The organism is Rhizobium favelukesii (assembly GCF_000577275.2).
GTDB lineage: Bacteria > Pseudomonadota > Alphaproteobacteria > Rhizobiales > Rhizobiaceae > Rhizobium > Rhizobium favelukesii.
The window spans coordinates 63,411-82,150 of sequence record NZ_HG916854.1; the positions used below are offsets into that span (position 1 = coordinate 63,411).

At 58.4% G+C, this 18,740-nt stretch carries 17 protein-coding genes and 3 pseudogenes; 6 read left to right on the forward strand and 14 right to left on the reverse strand.

The window, feature by feature from the left end; genetic code table 11:
- Positions 1-828: 828 nt before the first annotated feature.
- The 6 genes and pseudogenes from LPU83_RS60260 to LPU83_RS60285 form a co-directional block, all read right to left on the reverse strand.
- Positions 829-1,113 carry a hypothetical protein gene (locus LPU83_RS60260; protein ID WP_024316412.1) on the reverse strand — a complete coding sequence of 95 codons (285 nt, stop codon included), beginning with the start codon at positions 1,111-1,113 and terminating at the stop codon, positions 829-831.
- A gap of 440 nt (positions 1,114-1,553) precedes the next feature.
- A pseudogene (locus tag LPU83_RS60265) lies at positions 1,554-2,204 on the reverse strand (helix-turn-helix domain-containing protein); the annotation flags it as partial.
- Between the two features lie 140 nt (positions 2,205-2,344).
- Positions 2,345-2,671: a hypothetical protein gene (locus tag LPU83_RS60270; RefSeq protein WP_024316411.1), complete on the reverse strand. Its 327-nt coding sequence runs from the start codon at positions 2,669-2,671 to the stop codon at positions 2,345-2,347.
- Position 2,672: 1 nt separating this feature from the next.
- Positions 2,673-3,032 (reverse strand): hypothetical protein, encoded by a 360-nt coding sequence (locus LPU83_RS60275; protein ID WP_024316410.1) that lies wholly within the window; start codon positions 3,030-3,032, stop codon positions 2,673-2,675.
- Positions 3,032-4,252, reverse strand: a complete 1,221-nt coding sequence (locus LPU83_RS60280; RefSeq protein ID WP_024316409.1) for an Nramp family divalent metal transporter — start codon at positions 4,250-4,252, stop codon at positions 3,032-3,034. Before LPU83_RS60280 ends, LPU83_RS60275 begins: the two co-directional genes overlap by 1 nt.
- The gene (locus tag LPU83_RS60285) at positions 4,249-4,680 is read right to left on the reverse strand and encodes a hypothetical protein (protein ID WP_037070913.1); all 432 of its coding nucleotides are present in this window, start codon (positions 4,678-4,680) and stop codon (positions 4,249-4,251) included. Before LPU83_RS60285 ends, LPU83_RS60280 begins: the two co-directional genes overlap by 4 nt.
- Before the next feature lie 239 nt (positions 4,681-4,919).
- On the opposite strand from LPU83_RS60285, the gene LPU83_RS73630 reads away from it, so the two are divergent.
- Complete coding sequence (locus LPU83_RS73630; protein ID WP_040680782.1) at positions 4,920-5,489, forward strand: c-type cytochrome; 570 nt, start codon at positions 4,920-4,922, stop codon at positions 5,487-5,489.
- A 2-nt stretch (positions 5,490-5,491) separates the two neighbouring features.
- Here the strand turns inward: LPU83_RS73630 and LPU83_RS60295 are convergent, their stop codons facing one another.
- The 7 genes from LPU83_RS60295 to LPU83_RS60325 form a co-directional block, all read right to left on the reverse strand.
- A complete protein-coding gene (locus LPU83_RS60295; protein ID WP_231052456.1) occupies positions 5,492-5,833 on the reverse strand; it encodes a c-type cytochrome in 342 nt (113 codons plus the stop codon).
- A 67-nt stretch (positions 5,834-5,900) separates the two neighbouring features.
- The gene (locus LPU83_RS60300) at positions 5,901-6,779 is read right to left on the reverse strand and encodes a cytochrome c oxidase assembly protein (RefSeq protein WP_024316405.1); all 879 of its coding nucleotides are present in this window, start codon (positions 6,777-6,779) and stop codon (positions 5,901-5,903) included.
- Positions 6,780-7,071: 292 nt separating this feature from the next.
- Positions 7,072-7,674 carry a cytochrome c oxidase subunit 3 gene (locus LPU83_RS60305; RefSeq protein ID WP_024316404.1) on the reverse strand — a complete coding sequence of 201 codons (603 nt, stop codon included), beginning with the start codon at positions 7,672-7,674 and terminating at the stop codon, positions 7,072-7,074.
- On the reverse strand, positions 7,671-9,542 hold the full coding sequence (gene ctaD, locus LPU83_RS60310) for a cytochrome c oxidase subunit I (RefSeq protein ID WP_112334125.1): 1,872 nt from the start codon (positions 9,540-9,542) through the stop codon (positions 7,671-7,673). The genes LPU83_RS60305 and ctaD overlap by 4 nt, the downstream gene beginning before the upstream one ends.
- A gap of 38 nt (positions 9,543-9,580) precedes the next feature.
- The gene (gene coxB / locus LPU83_RS60315) at positions 9,581-10,570 is read right to left on the reverse strand and encodes a cytochrome c oxidase subunit II (protein WP_024316402.1); all 990 of its coding nucleotides are present in this window, start codon (positions 10,568-10,570) and stop codon (positions 9,581-9,583) included.
- Positions 10,567-11,163 (reverse strand): c-type cytochrome, encoded by a 597-nt coding sequence (locus LPU83_RS60320; RefSeq protein WP_082321306.1) that lies wholly within the window; start codon positions 11,161-11,163, stop codon positions 10,567-10,569. Before LPU83_RS60320 ends, coxB begins: the two co-directional genes overlap by 4 nt.
- Entirely contained in the window at positions 11,163-13,583 is a 2,421-nt protein-coding gene (locus LPU83_RS60325) for an FdhF/YdeP family oxidoreductase (protein ID WP_024316400.1), read from the reverse strand. The genes LPU83_RS60320 and LPU83_RS60325 overlap by 1 nt, the downstream gene beginning before the upstream one ends.
- 754 nt (positions 13,584-14,337) lie before the next feature.
- On the opposite strand from LPU83_RS60325, the pseudogene LPU83_RS60330 reads away from it, so the two are divergent.
- Positions 14,338-14,529 (forward strand): annotated as a pseudogene (locus tag LPU83_RS60330) (hypothetical protein).
- A complete protein-coding gene (locus LPU83_RS60335; RefSeq protein WP_024316397.1) occupies positions 14,526-14,891 on the forward strand; it encodes a hypothetical protein in 366 nt (121 codons plus the stop codon). The pseudogene LPU83_RS60330 and the gene LPU83_RS60335 overlap by 4 nt, the downstream one beginning before the upstream one ends.
- Before the next feature lie 223 nt (positions 14,892-15,114).
- On the opposite strand, the gene LPU83_RS60340 is transcribed toward LPU83_RS60335, so the two are convergent.
- Positions 15,115-16,080: a magnesium and cobalt transport protein CorA gene (locus LPU83_RS60340; protein ID WP_024316396.1), complete on the reverse strand. Its 966-nt coding sequence runs from the start codon at positions 16,078-16,080 to the stop codon at positions 15,115-15,117.
- Between the two features lie 1,463 nt (positions 16,081-17,543).
- Between LPU83_RS60340 and LPU83_RS60345 the strand changes: the two genes are divergently transcribed.
- The 3 genes and pseudogenes from LPU83_RS60345 to LPU83_RS75900 form a co-directional block, all read left to right on the forward strand.
- Positions 17,544-17,810 carry a hypothetical protein gene (locus LPU83_RS60345; RefSeq protein ID WP_141652581.1) on the forward strand — a complete coding sequence of 89 codons (267 nt, stop codon included), beginning with the start codon at positions 17,544-17,546 and terminating at the stop codon, positions 17,808-17,810.
- Between the two features lie 3 nt (positions 17,811-17,813).
- Entirely contained in the window at positions 17,814-18,038 is a 225-nt protein-coding gene (locus tag LPU83_RS75200; protein WP_208245278.1) for an SDR family NAD(P)-dependent oxidoreductase, read from the forward strand.
- Positions 17,989-18,186 (forward strand): annotated as a pseudogene (locus LPU83_RS75900) (SDR family NAD(P)-dependent oxidoreductase); the annotation flags it as partial. The gene LPU83_RS75200 and the pseudogene LPU83_RS75900, both read left to right, overlap by 50 nt.
- Positions 18,187-18,740: the final 554 nt, after the last annotated feature.

Consider the following 18,740-nt stretch of genomic DNA (forward strand, 5'->3'; position numbering starts at 1 on the left):
CCCGAGATAGGTGAGCCCGAAGAGAATAACGACGAGGTTTGTCATTGTGTGAAGCCGTCCATCGCGTCCGTTTACGATTGGGCCACTGTGTCGACAAAGGCGAGCAGTCGGTCAAGCGTCTCCTGACCTGCCCACATCATTGTTTCGCTAATTTCCAACGCGTGAGGAGACGCTCTCCGCCAGCATTTATCCAGCTTCGCATCGTTCCCCCTCCCACCTTATTATGTTGGGACGGCGGCTGCGTAAGGGAGGGCGTCGCGTTGAAAGTACGCCTGGCAACGCGGCCTTTATCAACCAAAACAGCGAAACCCTTGCCGGAAACGATGCTTGCAGTTGCCAACATTCGGATCGCTGAAGATATGATCGTGACTCCGGGATGATGAACAATATCGGCGGTTGCTGGAAGGCGTGGTGTGGCTGGATGAGAGAACAGAGGCCGGTTTGATCCAGGTCATGCGAGTGCCTCGGCCAAGGAGCAGCGTAAATAAGATCATCGGTGCCCACCGCGCTGCTTCGTAGTTGCGCGTCCGAGCTGGAGCATCATCGCGGCTTCAAGCATATTTCACGTCCGCCACGGGGACGGTGGCTGGTCAGCAATGGCATTGGGGCCGAACTCAGCGAGGTGGCGCGCTTCAGCGTTTGTCACTCCCGTCGTAACCACGGCCAATCTCCCGCGCCGCTCTGACCTGAATCAAACGATCTGAGACGCCGCCTTGCACCTTGCACTCAATGTTGATGCGGCATTTCGTCCTTTGCCATTGCCAGGTGGTGCGGCTGATGATGCGAGCTCGCTCACGAGCAGTCCAATAAAGCCGAGACCGCGGATGTCTACCTGGGGGTGGTCGACGTGACCGTCAAACGCACGCCGCCGGGCAACGGTTCGGTCTTGGCACGCCAGCCGTTCATTTGATTGAGCTCTTCAGCATGCGCAGGCAGCATCCGCTGAATGGCGGCGGACGTGCGATCGTCTCCCGTGATGTCAACCTGCAGGCCGCCGTTGACCGGTGTCGGCGCGGCGTCTGCCTTGAGTGTCACCTCGTTCATGTCGATCAGATGCTGACGCAGCGCTTCAAGGTCAATCTTCGACCAGTCGGTCGCCGGATCGGCCTCCACATGCGGACGATTTCCTGGATCGCGCCGAAAGCGTCCTGACCCGCCATGGTCGGTATGCTCATGCGGGAAACCCGCCCGCGTGGATCTGTGCGGGGGGCGCCCAGTAATGGGCGTCCCTACCGCGATACGCCGTATTGCCTCATTGGTGAATGCTCCTTGTCTGCCGGATCATTGCCTCACGAGATTGCTCCCTTTCGCCTCGGTGTAATCGACGGGATGCTGGGCTGTTTCGGAACTCACGCCAAAAATCATGGCATGGGCTTTATTTCGACGCCACTCCTTCACGCGCCTTTGGACTGTTCGCAGGAGGCCATCGGGATATTTATTCGGACAACGCTTCTGTAATCGTTCCAGCAGCTCGCGGCCTGTCCGCCATGGCTCCTCGTCAAACCATGAGCGTAGATCGTCCGTGACCCCGATGAGAGGGTCTGGTCTACGCCGCTGGCGAACGGCAGGCCGTTGTCGCTACGGATCGCGCTTGGCAGGTCATGTTCGGCAAACAATCGGCGGAACGCCTCGAACACACCCACCTCCTTTGTCGATTCGAAGCCGCGCTGGCAAGCAGGTAACGTGACGCCTGGTCGGTGACCGTCAGCGGGTAACCCTAGCGGCCGTCACCGAGCTTGAACTCGCCCTTGAAGTCGGCACACCACAGATCGTTCGGCAGCAATGCCTGAGACAATGCTGTCCCTTCGGCTCGATGGCGTTGTCGTTTTACGTGCATGGGCGACCGGCCCGTGCCGGTCAAGAACGGCATGCACCGTACTCTTCGACGGCACGCGCACATCGCCGGCCAGACGCTTCACCAGCAATTCTCTGATCTTCCTGGCACCCCAATGCGGCTTCTCCTTCTTGAGCCGCACGATCATTGCCTCCACCGGCTCGGGCAACTGGTTGGCGTAACGCACCGGCTGTCGAGACCGATCCGTCAGCGCCTCCAGGCCGTCGTCCTTGTAGCGATTGAAGATTTTGTAGCCGGTCTTGCGCGAGATGCCGAACTCCCGGCACACGTCGCTCATGCCTTCGCCCTCAAGCAGCCGGGCGACGAAACGTAGACGTTCCTCCATCACCGAAGTCTCTTTCCACGGCATCAACACCTCCCGCAAAAAGCGAAAAGTGTTACCCATGTCTCCGGTACAAAACGTCACCTATCTCTCAGGCCGGACAAGGCCGCCATTGGCCTGTATCGCACCAAAAGCTGTTGCGAAGTCGCTCGCGGACACCGCACCGGCTATCTCTTCATATGGCTTCCGCCCAGGGGGGCAAGTTCCTTTTCGTCGCAAAGCAGTTGTAGCTCGCTCTTGTCAAGTTCGATTTGATTCCAGCGTATGCGATAACCGCGATGCTTGCGGCGCAGGCGGAAAAGACCCAAGAGCTCTTTGCCTATTGGCGATGCAGACATTCGCTCCATGGCTGCGTACAAGCCGACATGGAATTCGGTTATGACAAGATCTGGACCGTCTTGTTCCGCCCGTACCTCTTCAATATGACCAATTGTTTTCCCTGACCTCGATAAGACGGCCCGACCCACCAACAATTCGATATTGATCTCAACCAATTTATGCTCCGGGAATTTTACTCACCACTCTGTCTCGTAACCAGTCTTGCCAATCAAAAATTGCGGTATCGCTCACGGCCGCGTCCAACTCAACGTCAAGCCCAATATCGCGGACGGCGCTCCATGCAACGCGATGGGGTCTGGAGTGTCCATCTCCGCCGAGTTTGGATGCGAGCCAAGTTATCCATTGCTGTGGCCGTCGGCCAAATCGACGGGCCAATACAATAGCGCCGACCTCTATCGCGACCACCCGGGGCGGGGCGCCTCGCCGAAGTTCGGCGACGATGCCGTCTACCTTGCCCATCTTCACGCCGTTTCGATCGACCAGTTGCTTGTCGAGAACATCACGCAGCAAATCCATCAGATGCCTCCGAGTAGCTCAAGCGGGATAGTCACAATCGCCAAGATAGAGCCCAGCATGATGATCAAGACGACTGCCGAATTGGAGATGGTTCCGTTCCCATGTTTTCCAACATATCGCTCATCATTCATCAGGAATAGAAACGGGATGACTGTTAGCGGGAGCGTTGCTGCGGTCAAAGCCATGGATAGGATCGTCAGATTTAGCGGATCGAAGCCAAAGACGATCGGAATGGCCGCAAGCAAAAGTGCCAGAGTATAGGCAGCGCTAAATCCTGGGTCTTCGCTTGGTTTGCGGTCTTCGCCCCAGTTCCAACCAAGTCCTTGAGCCGCCAGATAGGCCTGCTGTAACCCGAGTTCCAGGATCGCGCCGAAACAGGCGATACCCAAGGAAGCAACAAACAACCAGTATCCCCAGCGACCAAACACGGGGACCAGCATGGTCGACAACTGATGGTAATCGGTGATTTGATCCACCCCATTCGGAGCCAGCACAAGGGCGGCCACGATTAGGACGGCGATCGATATCGTGCCGCCGAAACTCATGCCCAGTCCTGCGATCGCGCGATTGGTGCCTAGATACGTTTCGTCCCACTTATCTTCGACGGCGCCAGAAGAATAGAACAAGAATAGGTATGGCGATATCGAGGCGCCGAGAATGCTGACGACCATAAACCAGTAGCTGGCATGGTCGTGCTGCGGTATGCTTGGCAAAGCACCGGCCGCCACCGCCTTCAAATCAGGTTCAAGCAATACTGCCGCAACGACGAAACAGAGGGTCACCAATCCGAGAATGGTAACGCATTTCTCGATGAAACCGAAAGTGCCCTTCCAGAGCAACAACCACGCAAGGAACGCAACTGCCAGCGCCCACCACTGAAAGGCAATGCCCGTGGCAAGCTCCAGAGCAATGGCAGCGCCTCCTGTTTCGGCGGCAAGAACCATCAGATTGAGCAACAGGGTCGAGAGAAAAGGTAGCAGGAAAAAATTGAAACCGAACCGCTCACGGATGCCGTCCGAAATCGTGTGGCCACTTACCGCGGCGAAACGGCCAGCCATTTCAACAAGGAAAATGATGCAGATAGTGCCGAGCGCGATCGCCCAGATGAGTTGAAGGCCGAATGCCGATCCCGCTTGGGCCGCCGTCGCCAGCGATCCGATTTCAAGAAAGCCGCCAACACTCGTGACAATTCCAAGCGATATTTCCAATATCTTCTTCATGTGGATCGTCTTATACCTGAAGTCAGGCTGAGACGCTCGGTTGCATCTTTAAGGTGAACCGCCGTTTGCACGGTGTCGTGATCTCCCCGCGCAACCTGGTTCTGCGCTTGTGCAAGTAAATTAACGATGTCGGTTACGGAACTAGTCAGCAACTCGCGCTCTGTCGTGTCGACGTCGCGGAGAGCTTCGATTTCAGAAGCGGCAGTTTCGACGTTGCGCTGCATCGAATGCAAGGTCTGCCGTACATAAGCATCAGGCAGTTGATTCAAGTGCCAGCCATTGAGCGCCATGCGCGCCGAATTCGAGCAGGACGAAATAATTCTTGATTGCAAGCTGACTTGATCAGCATCGGAAGAGGAGCAGCCTGCCAAGGCTGCGACCAAGCAAAGAACGCTTACGTGGATTTTCGAGAAATTCCGATGGTCCATGTTAAGTCTGCTTAGCGGTTTATTGCCTTCGCCATAAAACGCAGGTCCAGTCAGCATGTTCCGGGGGACCAAACCCGTCTGGGAACTTTCGCAGGTCGAAATGGTTAGCACCGAATAAGATCGATGAGTGGCGGGTACCTGCGTGAATATGCAGCGGACGTTTGCTGACGATGCGTTTGAACTCCAGTTCATAAACACTGAGGGTTCTGAGCAGTAGCGCCGTGGGCGCCGGGAATGTCATGCTGTGCAATGCGTGGAAATTTGCTCTCCTAACGATTCTGTGCGCAGGCATCGCGGCAGCGGCTGGCTGGTATGTAACTGCAGCCCGCGCGCCGTTTGCAGCAGGAGACCGGCGGTTCGACGGTGCGGGCGACATCGCGTACGGGCGCCTCATATTTGCTGCCGGCGATTGCGCTTCCTGTCACGCAACACCAGGCCAGTCCGATCGCCTTAGGCTCGGAGGCGGCATGGCGCTCGCCTCACCGTTCGGGACCTTTCGGCCGCCCAACATTTCCCCCGATCCGGTGGATGGTATCGGCGCATGGACCGTCGTGGATACCCGGTTTGCCGGGGGCGTCGATCCCCAGGGTACAGGATTTGTGCCAAACATCACGCAGCAGGAGTTAGGCCGGTGGAGCGAAAGCGACTTCGTGACGATGCTAAAATCTGGCGACACGCCCGACCATGGGCGTGTCGGATCGTCGATGTCCGATGTCGTGACCAACACGGCTATGCTACCCGACAGCGATCGTGTTGCTATCGCTCGTTATATTAGGGCTCTCCCGCCTTTGTCCACGCCTCGTCACTGAACTCAACGGCTGTAGATGTAGGCGGCGAGATCCCGCGCTTCCCTCTCCGAAATACCGCTGTTGGGCATTGCCGTCTGCGGGGAAAAGGCCTGAGGGGAAACGATCCACGAGACAAGATTGTCGGAGCGATTTTCCATCACGCCAGCGATATAGACGCGCTTGGAAAACCCCGTCAGAGGGGGGCCGACCTCGCCATCCGCACCGGCTATGCCAGGAATCGTGTGACATCCGGTGCAGCCGTAGCGGCGGAAGATCATTGGCGCGCGGGTGAGATCGCCGCCCGTCAGCGCCATAGCCGTAGCAGCTTTTGTGTGGTTGTCGCGCAAGGTGTTTGTTGCGATCATAGTGGCCAGGCCCGCGAGGACGGCGGCGGCTGCCCAGACAGTGCGATGCAATGCCGAAGCGGGGACATCAGGCATTTTGCGTGTCTCTTTTGCTGGAGTTGTGAATCCATAGGGCCAGCATCGTCATTGCGGCGGCTGCGTAGATGATCCCGGCCGGCACCCACATGATCATCCCGGCGAGTTGCTGGTCCTCCAGAGGTGTCAGCTCCCAGGCCGGCGCCGTTTGCGTCTGGGCGACGTAGAGCACGCGCGGCGCGAGCGCGATCAAGGCTCCGAGGATGCTAGTGTGTATCATCGTCAAGAATAGGTGCCAGGCCGCCGCGCCGTAATCGCTTTTCCAAAGAACCGCCCAACAGAACAGGATCGCAGTCGCAAAAAAGCTGAGGTGCTGGAGGCGATGCATCGTGGTGTTGGTCACCGCCGCATCAAACAGGAAGGGCAGGTGCCAGCTCCAGATGACAATACCATGAATGATGGTGGCGTTGGTCGCACCGGTGCCCCAATCCCATGACCGACGGACCAGGGGAGCTTGCATGGCAGCACCTAAGCCCCGGCGCGGTCGTCTAGGCAATCCCCACAGGAGCAGACCGACCGGTCGCGCAAGTACGATCAACGGCGCGGAAATGACCATGACAATCTCGTGCTCGATCATATGAAAGGTAAAAAGGTGCTCTCCAAGCCAATGAAGCGGCGAGATCAGCGCAGCCGCCAAAGTCAGCACGCCGACGTAGAAGAATAGACTTTGCCGTTGTATCTGCCCAAGCCGGCGCGCCCGACCTGAAAGCCTGACGACGCCGAAAATATAGAGTAGGCTAACCGTCGCAATGGGGAGCACGACCCAAGGATCGAATGTCCAGCTCAACGCCGCCGTATGAGCATTGTCACCGTGCGCCAGGGCCGGGGCAGCCATCATAAGTGAGATCAAGATGCAGATCAGCGCTGACATGGATCCAGCAGCATGGACGCCGCTCCCTGCAGTATCAGCGCAAAGACAAATGCCGACGCGATCAGAAATCCTGCATCGATAATAAACCGCTCCGCCCTGCCTACGAGCTTTGGAGACAGACGAGATGCAGCGGTCCCCGCAATTGAAACGAGCAAGAGGGTTCCGCAAACGGCGGGCGTCAAAGCCACATGTCGGCTACAATCGATATAGGGGGTAATCTGCCCAAGCTGGGTTCCGACGACCCAGGCCAGAGGCGGGACAGCAAGTCCGTTAAATCGCAGCCAACTTATCGTCATAGACGCGGCACCCAATACAGGCAGACATACATAGGCAACCAGGTTGCCACCACGAAGTTCCAGTACATCGCGTTGTCACTGACATCGCCGTAGCGCCGCGGATTGTCACCGTGCCTGGAAAACATCAGGCAGGTCAGCACCAGCGTTTCGATCAGGTCGGTAATGATATGGGTCGTGTGCAGCCCAAGCATCACCCAGACGATCGAGCCATAGGCATTCTGGTCCCATTTTACGTGCATCGCTGGAAATTCAAAAAAACGCAAGACCAGCGGCGCGGCGCCCAGCACCGACATAATAATCAGACCGATGCGTACCTTCACCAACTTCTGATCGCGCGCCCAGCGCGCGATGAGGAGGTTTGGCAGCAGGCTGGTGATCAGGAGTGCCGTCAGCGCCGTTCCGGCCAGCAGATCGGGTGTCGGCGCATGCAATCGCCACTGCGATGCGAGGCTCATGAGATAGAGATAGACGACGATCGAAAGCGCGAAGCCTGTTCCCTCGATCAGCATGAAGGCGAGCGTCCCCCACCAAGTCAGACTTGCCCCGCCGAGACCATGCGGCGGAAGCCTCGTCAGGTCGAGCACGACGGCTTGTTTCATGAATCATCCTCCGGCGCGCCTTTCGGCCAGAACCAACAGATGAGAGCGATCGCAACTGGTATCGAGCCCCAGACAACCGCCCAGGGCGAAAAGATCGACCAGATTAGCATCACCGTGGTGGCAAGCGCCGACCACAACGGCCAGATCGAATTCCCAGGTGATGACTCACGGGCCTCCGGAAGCGCTTCGACAACGCTGCTGACGATTAGTTCGCGTCGGTTAACGGACAGGCCTGTGACAACGGAAAGCGTGTCGGGATCGGCGGACAGCGGTTCGAAGCTGCCGACTACCGGCAATCGTGCGAAATTATAAGAAGGGGGTGGCGAAGACGTCGCCCATTCGAGCGTCGACGCGCCCCAGGGATTGGCTGGCGCGGCGGAACCTGACGCGGCGCTGCGAACGGCGTCGATGAAAAATACCAGAAATCCGGCCACAAGAATGACGGCGCTCAGGCTGACGAACATGTTAAGGGCGGACCACGGCATTTCCGGCTGATAGGTATAGATGCGGCGCGGCATGCCCTGCAGCCCAAGGATGTGCATAGGAAAGAAGGTCAGGTTGAAACCGGTGAAGATCAGACCGAATACCCAGCGGCCCAGCGTCTCGCTCATCATCCGGCCAGTCAGCTTCGGGAACCAGTAATAGATGGCGCCGAGCAAAGGAAAGACAGCACCGCCAACCAGGACGTAGTGGAAGTGGGCAACGACGAAATAGGTGTCGTGAACCTGTGTGTCAAAGGGCACGGACGCGACCATCACGCCTGTCATCCCGCCAATGACGAAAATCACCATAAAGCCGATAACAAATAGGAACGGGGTTTTGAAGAGCGGTCTTTCAGTCCACATCGTGGCCAGCCAACAAAATATCTGCAAGCCGGCAGGAATGGCGATCGCCATACTCGAGGCCGTGAAGAAGCTCTCCCCGAGCCGGGGCAAACCCGCGACGAACATATGATGGACCCATAGCCCGAAGGCCAGGACCCCTGTCGCGATCAAGGCCATCACCATGGCGAGGTAACCGAAAACGGGGCGTCGCGTGAACGTCGCGACAATCGTCGAGACCATGCCGACGGCCGGCAGGAAGATGATGTAAACCTCCGGATGGCCGAAGAACCAGAACAGGTGCTGCCATAGCAGCACGTCGCCGCCTTCGGCCGGATTGAAGAAGTGCGTGCCTACCAGTCGGTCGAGGATCAGCGCCGTGCTGGCGACCATGATTGCCGGCATGGCCATGATGATGAGAAACGATGTGACCAGCATCGACCAGACAAACAAAGGGATCCGGTCGAGCGACATGCCCGGCGCACGTTGCTTGAACACGGTCACCACAATTTCGACCGCAACCGCGAGCGCCGAGACTTCGGTGAAGGTGATCATCTGCGCCCAGATGTCGGCGCGCTTTCCCGCGGCATATTGCGGCCCCGACAGTGGCACATAGGCAAACCAGCCGACGTCGGGGCCGGTATCGACCGCAAAGGCGATCCACAACAGCAGCCCGCCGGCGAGATACATCCAGTAGGAAAACGCATTCAGGCGTGGGAATGCAATGTTGCGGGTACCCACCATCAACGGCACCAGATAGACCGCCATAGCCTCCATGACGGGCACAGCAAACAAAAACATCATATTCGTGCCGTGCATGGTGAAGATCTGATTGTAACGATCCGGGCCAATGAACCGGGCTTCTGGCTGGGATAGTTGCAGGCGCATCGCGAGCGCCAGTGATCCTCCGAGCGCCAGGAATATAAAAGCTGTCACGATATAGCGACGGCCGATGATTTTATGATCGACGGTCGAAAGCGCGCCCCAAAAACCTGCCGGCGTCGACCACGTGGCGGCGAGACGGCGGTCGAGTTCCAGCTCGTCCATTGCCGTATCGCGCAACACCTCGCCGTCATCTCTAAGGGTCATTTGAGGCTTTCCATATAGGCGGAGATATCTCGCAACTCCACGCTGGTAAGGGGAACCATCGGCATATTGTTTCCGGGCTTGAGCGTCTGCGGATCGGCAATCCAGGCCGCCAGCGATCCGCGGGTCGTCTCAAGCAAGCCGGCTGCGATCGTCTGACGGCTGCCGACATGCGTGAGGTCGGGTCCAGTAGCACCGATGGCTGGCGTACCCCGTACAGTATGGCAGGCAGCGCAGGGCTTCGCCAGAAAGGCAGTCTTTCCGGCGGCGGCGTCCGGGTCGCCCGGCATCGCTCCATCATCGCGTTGGGCCGCGACCCAGCGCTGATAGCTTGCGGGTTGCTCCGCGATCACCATCATGGCCATATGGGTGTGCTGAAGCCCGCAAAACTCGGCGCACTGACCGCGATAGACGCCTGGCCGCTCGGCACGCAGGACAAGACTGTTGCTTCGCCCCGGCACGAGATCCTGTTTGCCAGCAAGGCTTGGCACCCAGAATGAATGAACGACATCGACACTTTCAAGCTGGATTCGAACATCCTGACCGACCGGGATATGGATTTCGTTGGCAGTCTGGAAGCCGAGCGCAGGATCAGGATCGGCATAGACGACCTGCCACCACCATTGCTGCCCTCTGACGGTGATCGTCAGCGCCGCGTTTTCCGGCAACGCGATGCTGCGTGTCGTGTAAAAGCTCGCGATTGTTAGTCCTGCGATGATGACAACGGTTGCTCCCACGGCAGTAGACACCGTTATCGTCAACTTTCGTTCACGGGACCGTTCACTCTCGTCGGGACGGTTTCGCAGTAGCGCCCAACCGAGCATGATCATCACCAGCAGCCAGATGACCGAGCAGACAATGATCATGCCGATAATCAGATGCTCGACATGAATCGCCGGATGGCCCTGAGGATCCAGTGCCGACTGGTTGCCGCTGCAGCCCGAGGCGGCAGTGACAACCAGCAGCAGAAGGATGCGGGCTGTTTTCAAGGGGATGGCCCCTGGTCCGGATGGGCGCCGACTGGCCCTTCGTTGAAAAGCATCTTGGCGGGCGCCCGGTTCTCGGCCGGCCGCGTCTGATGGTCGTCGTTCCGCCCGGTCGCCGCCACTTTGGCAGAATAGGCGCCGATGGTTTGAACATAGCCGGCAAGCTGCCAGATCTGTTCGATCGTCATTCGATCACGAAAAGCGGGCATGCCGTGTGGGCGGCCATCGCGGATGGAAGCGACGATGGACACCATCTCCGGTCCGTAAAGCCACCACCCATCGAGGAAAGAAGGGCCTAAGTTGCCGCGACCGTCGCCGTGGCACGACTGGCAACCGAACCAGGCATAGAGGCGTTTGCCCTGGCTGAGACTATATGCATCGGTTTCGTAAGGCTTACCGAGCGCGAAATAACTCTCAGGGGGTGTGCCGCTGATACCGTTGGGCATCAGCCGAAACCGGTCAAGATCGGCGACGACCGGTGCAAAGGTACGAAGTTCCCTTGGCTGTCGCATCCAGCCAAGTAAAGCGCCCCCAGCGACCAGCAGGAGAAAGGTTGCCAGAAAGGGCCACTTTGCATCCTTGAATGCGCGAGGCATCATGGGGTCATCCGGCGCAGCTCTCCTTCATGTGGAATCTCGATCGATCGACTGAGACGCACGGGGAGAAGTTTATAAGAGGGTGTTTTTGACTTCGGGTCATGATGCGCCAGGGGAAAGAGCGGATTTGTCTCCGGATAATACGCCCCACAACAGCCCTTTGGAATGTCGTATGGGACGATCCTCAATGCCGTCACTTTGCGAACGTTGTTCGCATCAATTGCGGTGGTCACATCGACGCTCTCGCCATCCGCGAACCCCCACCGGATGATATCCTCCGGATTCATAAAGACGATTTTCCGAGTGCCTTCCACCCCGCGAAAACGGTCGCTGTAGCCATAAATCGTCGTATTGAACTGATCGTTGGACCGCAGCGTGGCAAGGTGCAGGACGTCGGCGTTCTGCGACGTCGAAAATTCCGGAAACAGTCTTTCTGGCGTTAGGAAATTCGCCTTGCCGCTCTTCGTCACCCATTTGCGCTCGCGCGCAGGAAGCGCCCTGGCAAATCCACCCGGCTTGAACAGCCGTTTGTTGAAGTCCTTGAACGTTTCCGGATAGGTTCGCTCGATGGCGTCCCTGATCTCCGCATAATCGCCGACCCAGGTATCCCACGGGACCTTGGTTTCGCCGAGAGTGGCCTTCGCCATGCCGGCGACGATCGCCGGCTCCGAGAGCAGTTCAGTGCTGGCTGGTTTCGTCATTCCGCGGGACCCATGAAAATTGGCAATCGAGCTTTCGATCGAGACTGCCTGCGGACCGGTCGCCTGCTCGTCCAGTTCGATCCGACCGAGACATGGCAGCAGATAGGCAATCTCGCCGTGGACAACATGGCTACGATTGAGCTTGGTGGCGATCTGCACGCTCAGCCCCAGCTTTCGCCATCCTTCTTCCATGGCGGCCGTGTCGGGTACGGCTCTCAAGAAGTTGCCTCCGAGACTGATGAAGCCTCGCGATTGGCCGCTCATTATCGCCTCGCACGTTTCGATCGTTGAGCGACCTGTCCATCGCGGCGGTTCGAAGCCGTACAGTTCGGAGAGCTTATCCAGCGGCGCAAGTCCCGGTTTCTCGGTGATTCCGACGGTCCGTTGTCCCTGTACGTTCGAGTGACCACGAACAGCGCAGATATTGGCGCCGGGCTTGCCGATATTGCCCCGGAGCAGTGCCAGATTGCAGACCATGTGAACGTTCTGGACGCCCATGAGCTGTTGGGTCAGACCCATGCCGTAGACCATCATTACGGCATCGGATTTGGCGTAGGTGGCCGCAGCCTGCATCATCTGATCACGGCCAAGGCCAGAGACCCGCTCTAGTTCCTCCCACTGATGCCCACGTGCGGCTTGAGCAAATTTCTCAAACCCCGTGGTGTGCTCGTTGATGAAGTCGTGATCGAGCACATGCAGCTTGTCGGCGGCTGCAATCGACGCGGCAAAGGCGACCATTGCTGCGTTATCCGGATCTTTCGGTTTTGCGTCCTCGCCTGCGACACGGCTTCCCCCCGATGCTTTCAAGGTATCGTCCGCCTCGATGAGCGCCTTGCAAACACCAAACAGAGCCGCGATATCGCCGCCATTCTTCACCTGATAATATTCGGAGGAGATCTTTGTTTCCTTACCCGTGACCATCTGCGTCGGCGATTGCGGATTGACGAAGCGTTCAAGGCCACGTTCCCGTAGCAGATTGAAAGTAACTATCTTCACCCCACGATCGACGGCGTCCTGGAGATCGTGGAGCAAGCGGGGCGACGAGGTACCGACGTTCTGAGCAATGTAGAAAATGCAATCGGTATTCTGAAAGTCCGACAAAACGGCAGTTCCGACCGATGCCCCGATACTTTCAGGTAGTGCCGCCGAAGAGCTCTCGTGGCACATGTTCGAACTGTCAGGCATGTTGTTGCTGCCGTACATGCGTGCGAACAATTGGTACATGTAGCTAGTTTCGAGCGACGCTCGACCCGAGGTGTAAAAGTCGACCTGATGGGGGTCGAGCCCACGCAATTCTCTGCCGATTTCTTCGAATGCCGCCGCCCACGCCACTGGAATATATTTATCCGTGGCCGCGTCCCAGCGCATGGGATGGATCAACCGGCCCTGTGCCTCAAGGTCGTGGTCCGGCCAGAGCTCCAGCTCGCGAAGTGTGTATTTGTCGAAAAATGCCCGATCGGCACGCCGTGATGTGACCTCCCACGCCGTTGCCTTTGCGCCGTTCTCACAAAATTCGAGCGGATGCGGCTTCGCGGGTTTCGCCCAGGCGCAACTCACGCACATGTAGCCTTGTGGCTTGTTCTGCTTCGACAGCAGCTCAGGCGCCTTCAATGTGACATGCTCTCTGACGGCAATCTCGGCGATGGATTTGGCAGATCCCCATCCGCCGGCGGGCCCAGAATAAGGTTTGATTTTAGGGAAGCGTATTTTCGATGTCATGTATGCCTCACGCGGTGCGAAGAGGGCGAACCACCCCCGCGGCACTAACTTCCGATGTCGCAACGTGTTCCGTGCTGCGCCGCTTGTGTCCGAATGCGGCGCATTTCGTTGCCCTTAGGCAATCCTCATCATCTGCGGTTGATCAATTATTATGGCCGTTGGGATCGTTTGCGGTTCGGGCCGGTCTTATCCTCGGCTCTTTCCCTGAGACTCACCCACGTTCGTATCACGCTCGTCGTAATTGACGTCCCAGTCCTTAGCGCCTTTATCCTTACCGGGCTTTTTCTTGTTGCTGGTGGCGTCGTCCGAATGGGTGATAACACGAGGCTTGGCGCTGCTCACGCCATCGTTGGTTCCGCCTTGCTTTCGGACTGCCCTTTGGCGTCCTGCTCGATCTGCGTTTTCGAGGGTCGGTCATTTTTTGCGATGTTGGGGCTCCTGAATAGTTGGTGCGACGCGCTCAATTGCTTCGTCGCTCTGGGTTTCGGCGATCGCTCGGCGCAGCCCTTTTTCAGCCTCTCGAGCCAGATTGCTGCGACGGCGTGTGGCGGTGGGGCCATCGCGGGAAGCGCAAACTGGTTTCCTTCGCAGTTGAAGGTCTCCGCCCGTTTCACGCGCAAACGGGCGCCTTGGAGAGTGTAGCTGCGGGTACGATTGTCGCGGCTGAGCCGGCCGCGTGCACGTCTTCGTCCGCTATCGCACGCATCCTTTTGAATTGTCCTGCGTTTCTACGTCACTAACATTGGAGACGATCATGAAGAAACGCGAACTCATCGACACCGGGCGGGCAAGCCCTATGTCCGCCGCGACGTACGGCTGCTTCAAGGAGAGCGTTGACGTCGGCCGCTCCCTATCCGCAGACAAGCGGTGGAAGGCGAAGAACGACGCGAAGCCGGGCGAGGGTGATCGCGGCGACGATCAAGAAGCATTGAGGAGGGGTCGATGACCAACTTCCGCGCCAAAGGCTTCAACGGGAAGAATCTCGATTCTTATCTCGCAGAATACGACGATCCGGGTGTCGAGGAGACTGTGGACGCCGCCGAGGACGACGACATGGACGCCGGCCAGAAGGAAATTGCCTGGCTCCGAAAGGAAGTCGCCGATCTTCGGGAGCGGCTTTCCGTCATTCGCGGTGAGACCGGCGGTATCCCAGCCGCGAAGGACCGCGCCCGACCCTGGCTCCGTATCGCGGCGACGGCTGCTGCCACGTTTATCCTCGGTAAGGCCTTCCATCGATTGCGGTTGGGCGCGGCGGGCGCCGCGGCGATTCCGAGGATCACCCCACAGCTCGCCCGCAAGCTTTGGTAGGGATCGAACTGGCGGAAGGGACGCTCGAGTGTGCTTCCAGAGAGCACCAAGCGTCCCTTCCTCTGGCATTCGAGATTTCGTCCAATACAGGATGCTCGTCCCGCTCCGCCCTGTTGGGCCGCACCGTTCGGTTGCGATGAGGGACATATTAGCCAGCTGAAAAAGTGTTTTGAACCAAATCCGGGGCCTGTGGCGATTTTTTCCAAAGGCGACGGCGCGGACGTCAGAGCCAGCCCGACTTCTTGAAGCGCCAGAACAGGATACCGCACAGCGAGAAGATGACGGCCGGTACAACGAAGTAGCCGTGCTGTGTCTTTAGCTCCGGCATGTTCTCGAAGTTCATCCCGTAGATGCCCGCGATCGCTGTTGGAACTGCCGCGATTGCCACCCATGCGGCGAGCTGGCGCTGGATCGCGCCGACCCGCTGTTGCTCGAGAAGATTGCTGGCTTCGAACACGGAGGTGATGACGTCCTTCAAACCGCCGACCACGCCTTCGACCCTTCGAACATGGTCGTGCACGTCTCGGAAGTAGTTCTTCGCTTCGACGTCGATGCAGGGGAGGTCGACGTGGACGAACTTGCCGCAAACTTCCGACATCGGGCCAACGAATCGCTGGAACCGGATCACCTGGCGGCGGAGCTGGAACAGCCTCGTGATCTGCTCCCGCGCCAGGAACGTATCGAGCATCTGCTGCTCCATTCCCAGCACACGATCCTCGACACTTTCCACGACCGGGAGATACCCGTCCACGATGAAGTCGAGAACCCCGTGGAGAACGTAGTCGGGGCCGTTCTTGAGAATCTGCGGTGACGCCTCGAGCTGCTGCCGGAGAGCGCTATGTCCTCGGTCGGAGCCATGTCTGATCGTGACAACATGGCGCCGGCCGACGAAGATCGAGGTTTCACCATACTCGATCACGTCATCTTCGAGATGGGCTGTCTTCGTCACGACGAAGAGCTGGTCGTCGTAGACGTCGACCTTGGGAACTTGTGTGTGGGATAGGGCGTCCTCTACTGCCAACGGGTGCAGATGGAAGATCCGTTGGAGAGATTTCAGCTCGGCTTCGTCCGGGTCGTGCAGTCCGACCCAGACAAACTCGTCGGAAGCCTCCGGCGACCATCCGCTTTCGATGTCGAAGGAGGAGGTGCGGCGACCGTCCTTGTATAGGTAGGAGGCGACGACTGTCATGGGAAGGACTCGTTGGCGGGGCCGGGTATGATGATGTATAGCGCTGGTACCGGGCTGCGTTTGTGAAAGTGCAGCCGTCGCCACCGTCGATCCGGCATTCGAAACGATGCCGCCCAGGCCGGAGAAGGCCCCCCCGACAAGGGCACCGACCGACGTGGTCAAGAGGTAGACGACCACCAGCGTGGTGACGGCCCAGGATGTCACGCCATGAAGCGCTCCCGTGGGAGGGACGGGACGTCCCGACAGGCGGCTTGCGATGTAGCCGCCGACGAAGGACGCGATAAGTCCGCTGACTACGAACCACGCCGCCGAGCTGACCGACAGGGTTGTCGCGCTTGGGTTGTCGTTTGATTGGGGGTAGATCACGGCAGCACCAATGCCCGCACCCAGGAGATTGAGCAGGAGTTGCACCACGAGAGCGACCGCAACGCCGGCAAAGACCGCTCCCCATGAGACTTTGTTAAAGGCTGCGTTCAGATATGGGTTGTCGTCACGAGTATGTATATGAGCGACGGGGAGACAGATTCGGTCATCAGGAGCTTCCTCTTCTTCACGGATTCGTCGAACTCGCTAGGGACCGGGTTGTTCCCCGTCAAACGATGCCGGCCTTCTACGACTTCAGTGAAGAAGGGGCGGCCGCGGTCATCGAGATCGAAGGCCGCAATGAAGAGAAGAAAGGTGCATGATATCCTCAAGTGAAGGCGAGGAACTTTCACTGAGTCTGGGGGTTCACAAAGCGTCAATCACTCGATGCAAGTTAGAGCTTCTCTCAAACGAGCACGCTTCCATCAAAGGCTTTCCTCAGGATTGGCGAACTTTTGCTGCGAGTCACGGGAACCGTTTCGTCTGATCGAGGTTGGGACACCGGAGATCATTTCCGATCTCATCAACGAGGAGTTCAACATGCCATCTACAAGCGGATCACACTCGGGAAAAACCGGGTCAAAGTCTGGGGCTAGCAAAAGCGCTGCTGCTAAAAGCTCGAGCTCAACAGGCAAGCAGGGCGGTTCACATGAGCAGCATGTCAAGGCTGGCGAACAGAGCCACAAGAATTCGAAATAGTCGCTGCAGGCGGGGGCCTCTCTTGGGGCTCCCGCTCATAGTGCAGATCTTCATGGGGGCGATCCGAAGTCAATCAACACGGATATTCGTCCGACGCTAACATGCGAGGCTGGAAGCGACTGGTTGCCTCCTCCCTCTCTTCGACACGACCGCCTGTACCTCATGTGCTCGCCGACGGCTACAGCAGCCGTCGCCGACGTGCCGAGATAAACTGGCTGAAACGAAATAGTTCCTGATCGGCTCTTGGATTTCGTCGCCGCTGGAAGGCATCCGGAACAACCGCCGTTCTCCTGCATTCTCTCGCGACAAAGGAGAACTCCCATGCAGCTTATCGACACCCACGTGAGCAATCTGAACGACGGCACCGTCACGGTTGAATTTCAAGGGAGGGTGGTGATCGCGTGTCCGTTCGGATGGCGACCGACGGTAGCCTCGACCACGACGGCGCTGTCCTGCGGGCAAAGGAGCTGATGGTTCAGCTCGCTGTCCTCGGAACCGAGAACGACAAGGATCTGAAAGGGGAGGGCAACGGGAACGAGCAGGGCTCGCTCGAGGACGAACAGCCTTTTCTTGAAGTTGCCGCCGAAGGGCCCGAGGAGGGTCGCGGGGATACCGTCGAGGCAAGCGATCCCGTCTCCGTCATAAACCCCACCGGATCGCGGGACTGACGGATGGCACGGCCAGTCGCGTTCGTCACCGGTGCGAGCTCCGGGATAGGTCTCGCCACAGCGACAATTCTTGCGTCGTCGGGTTACGATCTCGCGCTCTTCGATCTTAATGACGAACCACTGGAAAACCTGGCTCGAACACTCCGACAACAGGGTGGGCAAGGTAGTACCTGTGTACGGAGACTTCTTCTCCGAAGTAGATATGGACCGCGCCATAACGGCCATTAGGAGCGATTTCGGTCGGCTCGACGCTGTGGTCGCCAATGCCGGCATCAACGGCGTCTGGGCGCCAATCGACGATCTCACACCGGACGAATGGGACGCCACCATCCGCGTCAATTTGCGTGGAACCTACCTGACGCTGAATAGGACGGTCGCGTCGCCGACCCAGCCTTGGTTTTCCGGGGGACGATGCCCGATGGAGACGGTCACAATATTGATCGCCGATGATGAGGCATCAGTGCTGCTGGTTTCCGCCCGCGCACGGATTGGTCACCGACATTCCGCTGAGAGACGCGCCTGACGGCTGGGAGGTGGCCCGCGTTGCGCGGGAAATCGAGCCAGGAATGCCTGCCGTATGCACGACTGACGACAGCGCCGCCGACTGGCCATCGAAAGGTGTTCCAAACAGCATCATGCTTCAAAAGCCATTTGACATCGCGCAATTGGTGACCGCGATCTCGCAACTGCTCAACGAAAGCTCACTACGTCGGACAAGGGCGAAACCGAGGATCGCGGTTGATGTTTCGGTACCACCGCACGTCAATCGGATGTCGCCGATGCTGAATTGGATGAGCCCACGGTGACGCAAGCTGGGGCGACGCTGCGAACAAAATTCGTGGTGCCTCGTTCTGATAAAACGGTGCCAGCGATGAGGAGAGCGGCTCGTCTTGAACAAGTGAGACCAGTTCTCCTTGGCCATATCATTCC